The organism is Bacillus sp. NSP9.1, assembly GCF_000465465.2.
GTDB lineage: Bacteria > Bacillota > Bacilli > Bacillales > Bacillaceae > Bacillus > Bacillus sonorensis_A.
Window position 1 is genome coordinate 1,242,709 of the sequence record NZ_CP048273.1, and the last position, 12,377, is coordinate 1,255,085.

Here is a 12,377-nt window from a genome sequence, read left to right on the forward strand (position 1 = left end):
GAAGATCCCGGAAAAAAAGAATGTTATTGGTGTTATCCATCATGATGATAGCGGCAGGGCTCTATTTAACGACGACAAATGGATTTAAGCTGCTTCATGGCTATACCCTGTTTTCATTTCAGGAGATGAAAAAAGAGAAAGTCCCAGAAACAAAGCCCGTTCCAGCCGAAAAAAAAGAAAAAACCGTGATTGAGCAGTCGTTTGCAAACGGTGAAAAAATCGGTGATCTTGTGATCCCGAAAATCAATGCCGTGCTTCCGATTTATCATGGAACTGACGAGGATGAACTTCAAAAGGGAGTCGGCCATTTTGCCGGATCAGTGCTGCCTGGTGAAGATGATAATTCCGTTCTGTCGGGCCATCGCGATACGATCTTCAGAAGGCTCGGGGAAGTGGGGAAAGGGGACCGCTTAATGATAAAAGCCGTCTACGGAACCTTTACCTATCAAGTGAAAAAGGTTCGAATCGTTGATGCGGATGATCGGACGGTGATCGTCCCCAAACCGAGAGCGACGCTGACTGTTTCCACCTGCTACCCGTTTGATTTTATCGGTTCTGCGCCAGAGCGTTATGTTCTGGTAGCTGATTTGCTGGAACGGAAAAACAGCGGCACCTAAACCAGGTGTCCGCTGTTTTTTTATCTCATATCATCGCCCGTCCTCAGAAGCCTCGGAGCCGTCAGCAGCAGCAGACAGAGCACGATTGTGCAAATGACAAATGACGGAACCATATATGTGCCATTATACGTTAAGGTATAAATCCAAACCGGAGTCCCTTTCGGCGCATAATTTGCGAAAAAGACCGCACCGCTGATGACGTGGGCGAGAAATTTCAGTCCGCTTCCAAAAAAGACCGCAAGCGTGACATAAGCAACAAGCTTCCCTTTTGCGGTTTCCGCGGCCGAAGTTCGGATCGGACCTGCGAATAAACCGCCGATTCCAGCGGCTGTTGGCGCGATAAAATAATCGAGCAGAAATTGGATCGGATGAACGTAAAAAAGCCCCCCTGTGACAAACTGGAGCAATCCGGCCAGCAATCCGGTCATCAGCCCGGCTTTCAGTCCTCGCCGAAAAGAGATTAAAAAAATCGGGATCATCATGATGGCAATCGAACCGCCCTGGGGCATTTTTAAAAACATCCCGGAAATCGCATCTAAAATCATTGCGATTCCTGTCATGATTGCAATTTCAATAAGCTGTACGAGTTGTTTTGATTGATTCATTGTAACCCTCACTTTTGATGAACAAAGGGATACTGGACTTCTTTCCCAATAAAAAAGCAATGCGGGGAAGGAGTAGGAAAGTTTTCCACGCACTGCTTTGGATGCAATTAGAATGACTTTGCCACATCCCTACGCCAGCGTTAACTAACAGGTTCAAAGGGTCAGAACGGTTGTTCACTCTCAGCCTGAAGGCTCCCCTTGTGGTCATCATGTTATTTAGTTATTTTCTACTATACTAAAAAAGAAAACAGACGACAAGATAAATATTCAAAAAAATTTGCTTATTTTCTCCAATATGTAGCAATCACATCTTCCTTTCTTTATAATAGGACTTATTCGTACGTACAAGATGCAGTAAAGGGTTGATCTGATGAGTGAGCATACAAAATACAGCATGGTCAAAAATCAAATTAAATCATGGATATATGAGGGCAAAGTCAAGCCTGGGGAAAAAATTCATTCCGAAAATGAATTAATGAAAATTTTTGATGTCAGCAGACATACGATTCGGCAGGCGATCGGTGACTTGGTTCATGAAGGCCTTCTGTACAGGGAACAGGGCTCAGGAACATATTGCTCACATCGCCTCCGACCTTCTGACAAAGGCAGGGAAAGACATAAAATGATCGGCGTCATCACGACCTATTTGTCTGACTACATTTTTCCCTACATTATCAGGGGGATCGAATCGACGTTGTCGAGTGAAGGGTATACGCTGCTCGTCGCAAGCACGAATAATGACATAGAGAAAGAAAAACAATGCCTTGTCAACATGCTTGACAAAAACATTGACGGATTGATCGTTGAACCGACGAAAACCGGAAGCTTCAATCCGAATTTGAACTACTACCTGACGCTTGAACAGCATCATATCCCTTACCTGATGATCAATCAGCTTTATCAGGAGCTGAATCCGCCCCATTTTATTTTAGACGATGAATACGGCGGATTTATAGCGACTGACCATTTAATCAAGCTCGGCCATGAAAAAGTGTTCGGCCTTTTTAAACAGGATGACATGCAAGGCGTCAACAGAATGAAAGGTTTTATCCGCGCTTTCAGAGAAAACGGCCTGTCTTTTTATCCGGACATGGTTGTCACCTATACGACAGAAAACAAGGAAGAAAAGACCGTCTCTGAGGTGAGAAAACGCCTGTCTTCTTCAGATCGTCCGTCGGCCATTTTCTGCTATAACGATCAAATTGCCCTTTTAGCGCTTGATGTGATTAGGGAACTCGGTCTGAAAGTACCTGAGGACATCTCGATTGTCGGCTATGATGATTCGCATTTAAGCCAGGCCTCGGAAGTCAAGCTGACTTCAGTCACCCATCCGAAAATGCAGATGGGAATTGATGCGGCCAAGTGGATGATCGCTAAAGTCGAAGGGCGAAACGCCGATCAGCTTGAGCATTCCACTGTCTATAAACCTGAACTGATTGTCAGACAATCGACGGCGGAATTAAAAAAGCGCTGAAAAATATAAGGGAATCGAAAAAGTGGACTGCCATCACCTGAATGAATGGCGGTCTTTATTTTGGATCAACTGACCGCTAGCTAAAGCGGAAAGATAAATGAAAATGTGTTGGTGTGATTTCCGGTTTTAACAGCTCCGAGATCTCCCCTGAAACAAGAGAAACCGCTGCCGAAAAGAGTGGTCAACGTTTTTTCGGTAAACTATGTTGTCAGCACATAACCTATAATGGAAGAAAAGCATTTATGAGTATGGTCGGCAACTTGCTCCATTTTATTCATTAAAGAAAGGGGCGGAAATGCTTCATCTTATAAAGCGGAAGTTATCTCCTATCTAATAGAAGAAACAAAACGGTGCAATACTATCCTTTGATTGGCTATGGTTATTGAAGGCAAAAGTTTATCCTTTAGGTGTGCATATACGTTCGATGCGCAATATCGTTCATCTTGATTATTATTTTTTTGAAAAAACTATTGTACAAAACATAAATAGATGTTATATTAATGTCCGTGCCTAAAAAACGGCTTTATAAAAACAACGTTTTGAAATGGATTTAAAAAAGTTGTTGACATCACTTTGGTAGAATGTTATATTAATAAAGTCGCTTCTTTGAGGCGGAAATGATCTTTGAAAACTAAACAAGACAAAACGTACCTGTTCATTCATTTTTATAAATCGCACATGCGAGTGTGCGTAGTCATTATCAAACAGGCCTGCACGATGCAGGTCACACAGACTCATCTGTGTTCCATTTATGGAGAGTTTGATCCTGGCTCAGGACGAACGCTGGCGGCGTGCCTAATACATGCAAGTCGAGCGGACCGATGGGAGCTTGCTCCCTGAGGTTAGCGGCGGACGGGTGAGTAACACGTGGGTAACCTGCCTGTAAGACTGGGATAACTCCGGGAAACCGGGGCTAATACCGGATGCTTGATTGAACCGCATGGTTCAATCATAAAAGATGGCTTCGGCTACGCATCGTCGCCTTGGTGAGACGTTACCTCACCAACTAGCTAATGCACCGCGGGTCCATCTGTAAGTGATAGCCGAAGCCATCTTTTATGATTGAACCATGCGGTTCAATCAAGCATCCGGTATTAGCCCCGGTTTCCCGGAGTTATCCCAGTCTTACAGGCAGGTTACCCACGTGTTACTCACCCGTCCGCCGCTAACCTCAGGGAGCAAGCTCCCATCGGTCCGCTCGACTTGCATGTATTAGGCACGCCGCCAGCGTTCGTCCTGAGCCAGGATCAAACTCTCCATAAATGGAACACAGATGAGTCTGTGTGACCTGCATCGTGCAGGCCTGTTTGATAATGACTACGCACACTCGCATGTGCGATTTATAAAAAATGAATTAACAGGTACGTTTTGTCTTGTTTAGTTTTCAAAGAACTTCGTTGCCTCTCTCGAAGCGACTATAATATATTAACATCAATCTGATGTGTCGTCAATAACTTTTTTCAAAAAAAAAAATAATTCGTCATTAGCGACGAATATAAATTTAACACCTTTAAGAACAGATGTCAACAATAATTTAAACAGCGATAAATTGTTTAATTACGATGAGAGCCGCTACCCCCGGTACACCTAATAATCCGCTGACCCCCGTTGTCACAATATTAATCGGCACATGAATGCCAATGCTTTCTCCAAACAGATTTACACAAAACAACAACAGGGCGCCGATGATCAATCGAACGGCAATCGTCCCGATCCATTTTAAAGGTTTAAAGGCGGTCTTTGAAAAAAACAGCAGGGCAACCAAAGCCGCAATTGCCCCGATAATGATAACAGATCCCACGAACTCTCTCACTCCTCACCTTTTCTAGTACAAGCATATGAAGAGATTCACGTAAATAGACCTGCTACTTCCATCCGCCGATTCTTAAGTTTCTTTTTTTGGCTTCCCGCAAATAAAAAAAGTACTTTGCTTCAGCTACTTTCAACTCGTAGAGGACTTCAGCGGAAGGCTCAAGGCTGTTTTCAATCAGCCGCTGTTGCCTGTTCCATTCCTCTTTTTGCTGCATCAGCTGTTCAACCAGCTTGTTATCAAATTCTTTTCTAAGCTTCTTTGACCGCGTCATCAAATGCCAGGACATCGCTGATGATGCCGATCGGATCATTTTGATGCGCCGCCCAGTCCGGCTTGCTGCCTTCAACGAATAAGAAGAAACCGTCTTTATCCTTGGACAGCGTCTGAATCGATTTTTTCGTCATCTTGATTCCCGTTTGCCGCGAGCGTTTTGACTTCTCCGCCGAGGGTTTCCACCTCTTTTTCAAATGCCGCTTTGTCTTTGTACCAGCGCTCTTCTTTCAGCGTGTCGATCGCAAAGCCGACATATAATTTGTCAGAATCGGCAGTCAGCTTTACTTTTTCCTCTTTTTCAGCACTCTTTTGCACAGTATTGAACGAGCACCCCGCTGCGGCGAACAGCAGGCCGAACAAGACGAGCGCAAACAGTCCTCTTTTCAAATTTGCTGTCAACATGAAAACCTCCCATTTCATTGAAACATCACAGTTTAAACCGCTTGATCATCCCGTTCATCCGTTCGACCATTTCTCCGAGCAGGCGGGCGCTTTCATCCACTTTTTCAATGGAACCGCTTTGTCCATTGATTTTGCGAAATGAATGAATTAATCGAAGTGGAAGAAATCGGCGATAAGATGGCGGACGCCCTCGTCACTTATTTTGAAAAAGAAGAGATTCTGAAGCTGTTGGCTGAGCTGGAAGAGCTCGGCGTCAATACGGTTTACAAAGGCCCGAAAAAAGCGGCCGCCGAAGACAGCGATTCCTATTTTGCCGGAAAAACGATCGTGCTGACCGGTAAGCTCAGCGAGATGTCGCGAAACGACGCGAAAGCGGAAATTGAAGCGCTCGGGGGAAAAATCACAGGCAGTGTAAGCAAAAAAACCGATCTTATCATTGCCGGCGAAGCGGCAGGCAGCAAACTGGCCAAAGCTGAAGAGCTGAACATCGAAGTCTGGGATGAAGCAAGGCTGATCAGTGAGCTAAAGAAATAAGAGGAGTGTGTTCTATTGAAAAAGATATTATGTTTGGCGGCTGCTGCGGGTGTGCTGATTTTCCTTTTTTTGATTGCAAGCAGCATAATCAAATGGCGGAAATTCACCTATCGGATTGAGGAGGATGAACTGCGGATCGAGGAAGGTCTGATCACCAGAAAGAAAAGGTACATTCCGATTGAGCGCATTCAAACGATCAACACGAGCGCGGGTCTCATCCAGCAAATGTTTAAGCTTGTCAAGCTTCAGGTCGAAACGGCCGGTGACGGCAAAGAAGCGGAAGTGTCCCTTGTCGCCATCACACAGGAAGAAGCTGACAATATCCAGCAGGTTCTGTTTGACAGGCAGGGGTTTATAAAAACCAAGGAAAAGGGTATCAAACATATCAATGGAACGGAAAGATCAATGATACAACCGCCCTTAAACCGGGCAAATATCATATGCTCGCTTACGCCTCTTCTAAAGGAAAATCAAGCTATGTGCTGACAGAGGAGCCGTTTATCGTCGAATAATGGGAAGCCTTGTTGAGAGTCACTCAACAAGGCTTTTTTATGTTAAAATACGGATAATCAAACCCCCTCGCGTTCACAGGAGAAGCCCTTCTCTTTAAAACGCGAAAAAATCCAATCGGAGGATTTCGCTTATATGCTTTCATTTCTCGTATTATTCGGCTTATCCTTCATGTTCAAGGTCATGTTTTTTGTTCCTTTCTCATTTGTAACTACACAAGTTACATTATGTAATAATAATAGTTACACCTCTTTCATCTGTCAACCTTAAAGTTAAATAAAAAAACGGCAGGCTTGGAAACCTTTTGCCGCCTATCTCGTAGTATGATTCGTTACAGAAAGGAGGCAAGCAAATGAAAACAGAGAACAAACCAACCAGCATAAAACCGTTCTTCTCATTGATTCTCTCATCCAACGTCCCTAAACTCGCATTAGCAATCGGCTTAAGCACAAGCCTGATTACGACATTGGTGGGGCTGTCCATCCCGCTTTTAACGAGGGAAATGGTTGACGGCTTTTCCGCCCAATCGATCAACATCGCCTTAGCGGGAATCCTCGCGCTCGTTTTTATCATTCAAGCGATTTGCGACGGGTTTTCCACCTATTTTCTTGCCTATGCCGGGCAAAAAGTCGTCGCTTCCTTGCGTGAGCGGATGTGGTTTAAATTGCTGCGACTCCCCGTTCGGTACTTTGACGAAAAGACGAGCGGCGAAACCGTCAGCCGCGTTGTCAATGATACCGGCATCGTGGAAGACTTAATATCCGACCATTTTCCGCAATTCATTTCAGGGATTCGGTACTTATTTGACCATTGCGATTGTGCTGACTGCCGGAACTGCTTTTTTAATGTGGCTGGGAGAACAAATTACGTCCCATGGAGTTGGTAATGGAATATCGATTATCATCTTCGCCGGTATCGTTGCCGGTATTCCGCAGACGGTCAATCAGATCTACGCTCAGCAGTTTACAGACGCTGGAGATCAGTTGTTCTTGCAAATCTTAAAGGTTGTCATCATATTGGTTGCGATTGTGGCGATTGTCGTTGGCGTGATTTTTATCCAACAGGCAGTAAGAAAAATCTCAATTCAATATGCGAAAGGTTCAGGCCGTTCACCGGTTCCTGGCGGTCAGTCAACACACTTGCCGCTGAAGGTTAACCCGGCGGGTGTTATTCCGGTTATCTTTGCTGTTTCGTTTATCATTACACCGCGGACCGTGGCTTCATTCTTTGGTACCAACGATGTGACGAACTGGATCCAAAAAACGTTTGATTACACGCATCCGGTTGGAATGGCGATCTATGCAGCACTGATGATAGCAACTGCATTTCCGATAACTGTATATAGTCCTAGTTTTCTTCCTGCCCAACATACGGCGAGGAATACTAAAATCCCAGATACTGTGTTACTAAGAAAAAATACTTGTCCAATTCCATGAAAGACCCCGTCTATTAAATTGACTTCACCTGCTGTCTTTAGTTCCCAGTGTGTTAAATCCTGAGGTACCAGGGCAGAACTTAATCTAATCCCTTTTAATTTGTATGAAGCTAATAATATAAACCATGTCAGGATAACAAAGGGGAATGTAAGAATTGGAACTTCGGTTCTTTTCGTAAAATGCATCATGGCGGCTGTGAAGATGGCTGCTGCGGCTGCCCCAATTAAAGCGATAAGCCACATGTAAGGGCCAGTTAAGAATGATGCCAATGCCATTCCAGTTAACACAGAATTATATCCTAACAAACCCTGATTTATATTCTTTTCATCTGCCGCCCCCAATTTCCCTGCTAAGGTGCCGATAATAGCGGACAACAGAGCAATTATGCCTAAATAATAAGAAGAAACAGTGATGGCTATCAGAATTAGAAAGCCGGTCATTACATTCTCAATCAGGATGACTTGAGAGATGCCTTTGAGAGAAGCTGTTATTAAAGGGAAAAACACCCCCTCGCTTAATAAATGATGCTTGTTTTTTTGCATCATGTATCATCTCCTTCTTTTCAACTTAAATATCTACAGTATATCATATGTAAATTTTTAAATATATAAATTGACATATATGTAAGAAATGATATACTCATTTCAAATGGAAGCGGGGAATCAAGTATATTTTCAGTTTGAATAACAGGTGGCCAATCTTATCCTGTATTTGTGAAGGTAAATCCAATGGTTTCCAGCATGGTTTTTTGGCAGTTGTCTCTTTGCACAACAGGCAGGAAACACTTGATTTTTAGGCGCTGTCAGGTCGGAAATATGAATATGAAGAAGAGAAATTGTTTGGTTTCTATGAAGATGAAGAATGATCTTAATATAAAAACCCACTTATAGAGTGGGTTTTTATATATTGTGGGAATATCAAAACAGCCGGACCATAAAGCACACTCTTTTCTTGTTGATGCAAAGAGCCCTCCGATCTTATTCTAACAGTGATGCATGCCATCCTCTCTCTTATAAGCCCTCGATCGATTAGTATCTGTCAGCTCCATGTGTCGCCACACTTCCACCTCAGACCTATCAGCCTGATCATCTTTCAGGGATCTTACTTCCTTAACGGAATGGGAAATCTCATCTTGAGGGGGGCTTCATGCTTAGATGCTTTCAGCACTTATCCCGTCCGCACATAGCTACCCCGGGGATAACAGGCTTATCTCCCCCAAGAGTCCACATCGACTGGGAGGTTTGGCACCTCGATGTCGGCTCATCGCATCCTGGGGCTGTAGTCGGTCCCAAGGGTTGGGCTGTTCGCCCATTAAAGCGGTACGCGAGCTGGGTTCAGAACGTCGTGGGACAGTTCGGTCCCTATCCGTCGCGGGCGCAGGAAATTTGAGAGGAGCTGTCCTTAGTACGAGAGGACCGGGATGGACGCACCGCTGGTGTACCAGTTGTTCTGCCAAGGGCATCGCTGGGTAGCTATGTGCGGACGGGATAAGTGCTGAAAGCATCTAAGCATGAAGCCCCCCTCAAGATGAGATTTCCCATTCCGTTAAGGAAGTAAGATCCCTGAAAGATGATCAGGTTGATAGGTCTGAGGTGGAAGTGTGGTGACACATGGAGCTGACAGATACTAATCGATCGAGGGCTTAACCAAAACTTTTGTGAATCGTCTTGAACCGTTATCTAGTTTTGAGAGAATAATTTCTCGAAAAATGCTCTTGCATTTTTCCAAATACATAGTATAATGATCTTTGTCACTAAATTGTCTGGTGATGATGGCGAAGAGGTCACACCCGTTCCCATGCCGAACACGGAAGTTAAGCTCTTCAGCGCCGATGGTAGTCGGGGGCTTCCCCCCGCGAGAGTAGGACGTCGCCAGGCAGACTCATTCCGCAGTAGCTCAGTGGTAGAGCTATCGGCTGTTAACCGATCGGTCGCAGGTTCGAATCCTGCCTGCGGAGCCATTTTATTGGAGAGCTGTCCGAGTGGTCGAAGGAGCACGATTGGAAATCGTGTAGGCGGCCAACGCCGTCTCAAGGGTTCGAATCCCTTGCTCTCCGCCACTTTTAAAAACATCTGGCCCGTTGGTCAAGTGGTTAAGACACCGCCCTTTCACGGCGGTAACACGGGTTCGAATCCCGTACGGGTCACCATTTCTTTGGACAGCATGTTGAAAAGCAGAAAGCGAATGCCGGAACTTTTCAAAGGAAGGCATGCTAAGGGAGCAACGTCCTGTTGCAACGCATGCATTTGCACGTCCTGTGCTTCGGAGGATTAGCTCAGCTGGGAGAGCATCTGCCTTACAAGCAGAGGGTCGGCGGTTCGATCCCGTCATCCTCCACCATATCTATGAAAATCATATTATCGCGGGGTGGAGCAGTTCGGTAGCTCGTCGGGCTCATAACCCGAAGGTCGCAGGTTCAAATCCTGCCCCCGCAACCAAATTAAAAATTCATTGCCAAAATGGTCCGGTAGTTCAGTTGGTTAGAATGCCTGCCTGTCACGCAGGAGGTCGCGGGTTCGAGTCCCGTCCGGACCGCCATTTAAATAAGGCTCGGTAGCTCAGTTGGTAGAGCAACGGACTGAAAATCCGTGTGTCGGCGGTTCGATTCCGTCCCGAGCCACCATTTGCCGGTCTAGCTCAATTGGTAGAGCAACTGACTTGTAATCAGTAGGTTGGGGGTTCAAGTCCTCTGGCCGGCACTGTTGTGGAGGGGTAGCGAAGTGGCTAAACGCGGCGGACTGTAAATCCGCTCCCTCAGGGTTCGGCGGTTCGAATCCGTCCCCCTCCACCATGATTTTAGGGGCATAGTTTAACGGTAGAACAGAGGTCTCCAAAACCTCCGGTGTGGGTTCGATTCCTACTGCCCCTGCCAATTTTACTTCACAATTTATGGCGGTTGTGGCGAAGTGGTTAACGCACCAGATTGTGGCTCTGGCACTCGTGGGTTCGATTCCCATCAATCGCCCTTAATATTGGGCTATAGCCAAGCGGTAAGGCAACGGACTTTGACTCCGTCATGCGCTGGTTCGAATCCAGCTAGCCCAGTTTTATCTTTCTTTAAAAAGCTGAATATGATAAAATAAGTTCATCATGAAAATGCGGAAGTAGTTCAGTGGTAGAACACCACCTTGCCAAGGTGGGGGTCGCGGGTTCGAATCCCGTCTTCCGCTCCAATTTCTTAAAATGATGGCGGCATAGCCAAGTGGTAAGGCAGAGGTCTGCAAAACCTTTATCCCCGGTTCGAATCCGGGTGTCGCCTTATTTGCCTCGTGCCGGGGTGGTGGAATTGGCAGACACACAGGACTTAAAATCCTGCGGTAGGTGACTACCGTGCCGGTTCAAGTCCGGCCCTCGGCACCATTTGCTCACACATGCCGGTGTGGCGGAATTGGCAGACGCGCACGACTCAAAATCGTGTTCCTTCGGGAGTGTCGGTTCGACCCCGACCACCGGTATCCTTTGCTCTTTTTAAGAGCCGATAAGATTTTTCGAAACGCTCATAAATGTTGATATATCAACGTTTATGAGCGTTTTGCATTATTAAAGAAGAGGCATTATTGAAATAACAAAAAGAGGCCCTCGAAAGGGCCTTTTAATCGTATTCAATAACAACAGTTTTATTTTTGGCGTTTTCGAGAAATTGTATAGTTTCTTTAACTAATTCAACTAATTCTTTTTTAAAACCGTCTGAAGTATCTAGTTTGCTTACATCAAAACTTTTCATTTGGTTTATTGTTAATTGTACATCTTCAATTACCCAAGGTGAGTCATTATACCATCCTTCTTGATAAAAGTACTCTTTGATTATTCCTTCTTTTTTAATGTTGGTATCTAATAAAGAATTTAATAAAGTCTCAAAGTATCCATTCCAAATCACGACTTTGTTTTCTCCATCAGATAAGACAATTTCAGGTTCACCCTCAAATCCATCATAAAATTTTGTATGTAACAATTCAATCAATCCTCCTTTAGGGAAAATCCCTCCCTAAAATCAACTTTATGAATCAAGATAGAAGTCGCTTGCGTTATGGACTGCCCGAAAAAGGAGTAAACTTGGAAGTGAAGCAGGTGTCTGGAGGAGTGAATGGGCGGCATATTTGAATTTTGAAATGTGCACTTATTATCGATCCGGGTTATCCGCATAGCCAATTGCAAAACACGGCCCTCTAAAAAGAGGACCGTAGTTTTTAAAAGTCCAAAATTGTAAATGGTTAATTATTCACTTCGTATTTATTACCATTGATGATAATACTTTTTGCTTCAACTAATAATAAGGCATCCCATATCTCTAATGCAAAATTAGCATTGGAGTAATATTGATTTACCCAATCTTCTTCTATTGACGAAGGCTTAATTTGTCCAATCCCATTTTTATAAAAGTCTATTGAAGTTAACTCTAAATAATCTTGGTCTTCTGTTTCATCAATTGTGTTGAATCTATCTTCACCGCTATCTTCAATGAAATACCAAGCAGATACTCCCTTAAAGATCATTTTATGTTTTGCTTCAAGACCATTGTCTATTGTCTTGAGCTCAAAACTAATCGAATTTTTCAACATATCAAATTCATACTTTTCAATAACTGCTGCCCACATTTCGTTCAGCAAAGTTACTAATCTTGTTTCCATGCTATGATCACTTTCCTTTATAAGTTTTTATCATATCTTCTATTTGTTTGAGAGAGTTATCTGTCTGTAATATCAATATGAGTAA

Annotated in this window: 9 protein-coding genes, 16 tRNA genes, 1 rRNA gene, 6 pseudogenes, 1 riboswitch and 3 other annotated features; of the genes and pseudogenes, 24 read left to right on the plus strand and 8 right to left on the minus strand. The window is 44.3% G+C overall.

The features are described from left to right. Positions 1 to 44 precede the first annotated feature (44 nt). Positions 45 to 617: a class D sortase gene (locus M654_RS06330; RefSeq protein WP_026588406.1), complete on the plus strand. Its 573-nt coding sequence runs from the start codon at positions 45 to 47 to the stop codon at positions 615 to 617. A 20-nt stretch (positions 618 to 637) separates the two neighbouring features. Here the strand turns inward: M654_RS06330 and thiT are convergent, their stop codons facing one another. Next, a complete protein-coding gene (gene thiT, locus M654_RS06335; RefSeq protein ID WP_026588405.1) occupies positions 638 to 1,222 on the minus strand; it encodes an energy-coupled thiamine transporter ThiT in 585 nt (194 codons plus the stop codon). 109 nt (positions 1,223 to 1,331) lie between these two features. Then, positions 1,332 to 1,431, minus strand: a riboswitch (TPP riboswitch). Between the two features lie 161 nt (positions 1,432 to 1,592). Between thiT and M654_RS06340 the strand changes: the two genes are divergently transcribed. Continuing rightward, positions 1,593 to 2,696: a GntR family transcriptional regulator gene (locus M654_RS06340; protein ID WP_026588404.1), complete on the plus strand. Its 1,104-nt coding sequence runs from the start codon at positions 1,593 to 1,595 to the stop codon at positions 2,694 to 2,696. Positions 2,697 to 3,491: 795 nt separating this feature from the next. After that, positions 3,492 to 3,912, plus strand: a sequence feature (most likely nonfunctional fraction of RNA operon). 318 nt (positions 3,913 to 4,230) lie between these two features. Here M654_RS06340 and M654_RS06345 read toward each other — a convergent pair. From M654_RS06345 to M654_RS06360, 4 genes and pseudogenes are all read right to left on the minus strand, one after another. Further along, positions 4,231 to 4,497: a pro-sigmaK processing inhibitor BofA family protein gene (locus M654_RS06345; RefSeq protein WP_026586113.1), complete on the minus strand. Its 267-nt coding sequence runs from the start codon at positions 4,495 to 4,497 to the stop codon at positions 4,231 to 4,233. A gap of 64 nt (positions 4,498 to 4,561) precedes the next feature. Then, on the minus strand, positions 4,562 to 4,780 hold the full coding sequence (locus tag M654_RS06350) for a YaaL family protein (protein WP_163170574.1): 219 nt from the start codon (positions 4,778 to 4,780) through the stop codon (positions 4,562 to 4,564). Continuing rightward, a pseudogene (locus M654_RS06355) lies at positions 4,761 to 4,919 on the minus strand (alkaline phosphatase); the annotation flags it as partial. The pseudogene M654_RS06355 and the gene M654_RS06350, both read right to left, overlap by 20 nt. Next, positions 4,876 to 5,184, minus strand: coding sequence for a hypothetical protein (locus M654_RS06360; protein WP_236251178.1), 309 nt, complete (start codon positions 5,182 to 5,184; stop codon positions 4,876 to 4,878). The gene M654_RS06360 and the pseudogene M654_RS06355, both read right to left, overlap by 44 nt. A gap of 144 nt (positions 5,185 to 5,328) precedes the next feature. Here M654_RS06360 and M654_RS06365 point away from each other — a divergent pair. From M654_RS06365 to M654_RS06380, 5 pseudogenes are all read left to right on the plus strand, one after another. Continuing rightward, a pseudogene (locus M654_RS06365) lies at positions 5,329 to 5,718 on the plus strand (BRCT domain-containing protein); the annotation flags it as partial. Between the two features lie 36 nt (positions 5,719 to 5,754). Further along, a pseudogene (locus tag M654_RS06370) lies at positions 5,755 to 6,066 on the plus strand (PH domain-containing protein); the annotation flags it as partial. Further along, positions 6,060 to 6,230 (plus strand): annotated as a pseudogene (locus M654_RS23820) (hypothetical protein); the annotation flags it as partial. The pseudogenes M654_RS06370 and M654_RS23820, both read left to right, overlap by 7 nt. Positions 6,231 to 6,580: 350 nt before the next feature. Next, a pseudogene (locus M654_RS06375) lies at positions 6,581 to 7,021 on the plus strand (ABC transporter transmembrane domain-containing protein); the annotation flags it as partial. Beyond that, positions 7,017 to 7,556 (plus strand): annotated as a pseudogene (locus M654_RS06380) (preprotein translocase subunit SecY); the annotation flags it as partial. The pseudogenes M654_RS06375 and M654_RS06380, both read left to right, overlap by 5 nt. On the opposite strand, the gene M654_RS06385 reads toward M654_RS06380, so the two are convergent. Then, a complete protein-coding gene (locus M654_RS06385; protein ID WP_163170539.1) occupies positions 7,526 to 8,209 on the minus strand; it encodes an urea transporter in 684 nt (227 codons plus the stop codon). The pseudogene M654_RS06380 and the gene M654_RS06385 sit on opposite strands and share 31 nt — an antisense overlap. Before the next feature lie 475 nt (positions 8,210 to 8,684). Next, positions 8,685 to 9,024 (minus strand) — a sequence feature (most likely nonfunctional fraction of RNA operon). A 15-nt stretch (positions 9,025 to 9,039) separates the two neighbouring features. Continuing rightward, positions 9,040 to 9,302: a sequence feature (23S ribosomal RNA rRNA prediction is too short), on the plus strand. Positions 9,303 to 9,425: 123 nt separating this feature from the next. On the opposite strand from M654_RS06385, the gene rrf reads away from it, so the two are divergent. The 17 genes from rrf to M654_RS06470 all read left to right on the plus strand — a co-directional run bounded on the left by rrf (position 9,426) and on the right by M654_RS06470 (position 11,119). After that, a 5S ribosomal RNA gene (gene rrf, locus M654_RS06390) occupies positions 9,426 to 9,541 on the plus strand. 8 nt (positions 9,542 to 9,549) lie between these two features. After that, positions 9,550 to 9,624 (plus strand) — tRNA-Asn (locus tag M654_RS06395). Between the two features lie 7 nt (positions 9,625 to 9,631). After that, positions 9,632 to 9,723 (plus strand) — tRNA-Ser (locus M654_RS06400). Positions 9,724 to 9,738: 15 nt separating this feature from the next. Then, a tRNA-Glu gene (locus tag M654_RS06405) sits at positions 9,739 to 9,813 on the plus strand. 115 nt (positions 9,814 to 9,928) lie between these two features. Then, a tRNA-Val gene (locus tag M654_RS06410) sits at positions 9,929 to 10,004 on the plus strand. A gap of 21 nt (positions 10,005 to 10,025) precedes the next feature. Continuing rightward, positions 10,026 to 10,102 (plus strand) — tRNA-Met (locus M654_RS06415). Positions 10,103 to 10,125: 23 nt separating this feature from the next. Beyond that, positions 10,126 to 10,202, plus strand: a tRNA-Asp gene (locus tag M654_RS06420). A gap of 9 nt (positions 10,203 to 10,211) precedes the next feature. Next, positions 10,212 to 10,287 (plus strand) — tRNA-Phe (locus M654_RS06425). Positions 10,288 to 10,290: 3 nt separating this feature from the next. Next, positions 10,291 to 10,363, plus strand: a tRNA-Thr gene (locus M654_RS06430). 7 nt (positions 10,364 to 10,370) lie between these two features. Further along, positions 10,371 to 10,455, plus strand: a tRNA-Tyr gene (locus M654_RS06435). A 7-nt stretch (positions 10,456 to 10,462) separates the two neighbouring features. Beyond that, a tRNA-Trp gene (locus M654_RS06440) sits at positions 10,463 to 10,536 on the plus strand. Positions 10,537 to 10,556: 20 nt separating this feature from the next. Further along, a tRNA-His gene (locus M654_RS06445) sits at positions 10,557 to 10,629 on the plus strand. Between the two features lie 8 nt (positions 10,630 to 10,637). Next, positions 10,638 to 10,709: transfer RNA gene (locus tag M654_RS06450), tRNA-Gln, on the plus strand. 53 nt (positions 10,710 to 10,762) lie between these two features. Further along, positions 10,763 to 10,837, plus strand: a tRNA-Gly gene (locus M654_RS06455). A gap of 15 nt (positions 10,838 to 10,852) precedes the next feature. Then, positions 10,853 to 10,923, plus strand: a tRNA-Cys gene (locus tag M654_RS06460). A 12-nt stretch (positions 10,924 to 10,935) separates the two neighbouring features. Next, a tRNA-Leu gene (locus M654_RS06465) sits at positions 10,936 to 11,024 on the plus strand. A gap of 13 nt (positions 11,025 to 11,037) precedes the next feature. Continuing rightward, positions 11,038 to 11,119, plus strand: a tRNA-Leu gene (locus tag M654_RS06470). 137 nt (positions 11,120 to 11,256) lie between these two features. Here the strand turns inward: M654_RS06470 and M654_RS06475 are convergent. Together M654_RS06475 and M654_RS06480 are read right to left on the minus strand one after the other, a co-directional pair. Beyond that, positions 11,257 to 11,616: a hypothetical protein gene (locus tag M654_RS06475; protein WP_026586114.1), complete on the minus strand. Its 360-nt coding sequence runs from the start codon at positions 11,614 to 11,616 to the stop codon at positions 11,257 to 11,259. Positions 11,617 to 11,875: 259 nt separating this feature from the next. After that, positions 11,876 to 12,292 carry a YxiG family protein gene (locus M654_RS06480; protein WP_026586115.1) on the minus strand — a complete coding sequence of 139 codons (417 nt, stop codon included), beginning with the start codon at positions 12,290 to 12,292 and terminating at the stop codon, positions 11,876 to 11,878. Between the last annotated feature and the right edge of the window lie 85 nt (positions 12,293 to 12,377).

What these genes read in the sequence shown, in the direction of transcription:
- M654_RS06330 (WP_026588406.1), top strand. Translation starts at nt 45, where the DNA reads ATGATAGCGGCAGGGCTCTATTTAACGACGACAAATGGATTTAAGCTG.
- M654_RS06385 (WP_163170539.1), bottom strand. Translation starts at nt 8,209, where the DNA reads ATGATGCAAAAAAACAAGCATCATTTATTAAGCGAGGGGGTGTTTTTC.
- M654_RS06480 (WP_026586115.1), bottom strand. Translation starts at nt 12,292, where the DNA reads ATGGAAACAAGATTAGTAACTTTGCTGAACGAAATGTGGGCAGCAGTT.
- M654_RS06350 (WP_163170574.1), bottom strand. Translation starts at nt 4,780, where the DNA reads ATGACGCGGTCAAAGAAGCTTAGAAAAGAATTTGATAACAAGCTGGTT.
- thiT (WP_026588405.1), bottom strand. Translation starts at nt 1,222, where the DNA reads ATGAATCAATCAAAACAACTCGTACAGCTTATTGAAATTGCAATCATG.
- M654_RS06360 (WP_236251178.1), bottom strand. Translation starts at nt 5,184, where the DNA reads ATGTTGACAGCAAATTTGAAAAGAGGACTGTTTGCGCTCGTCTTGTTC.
- M654_RS06340 (WP_026588404.1), top strand. Translation starts at nt 1,593, where the DNA reads ATGAGTGAGCATACAAAATACAGCATGGTCAAAAATCAAATTAAATCA.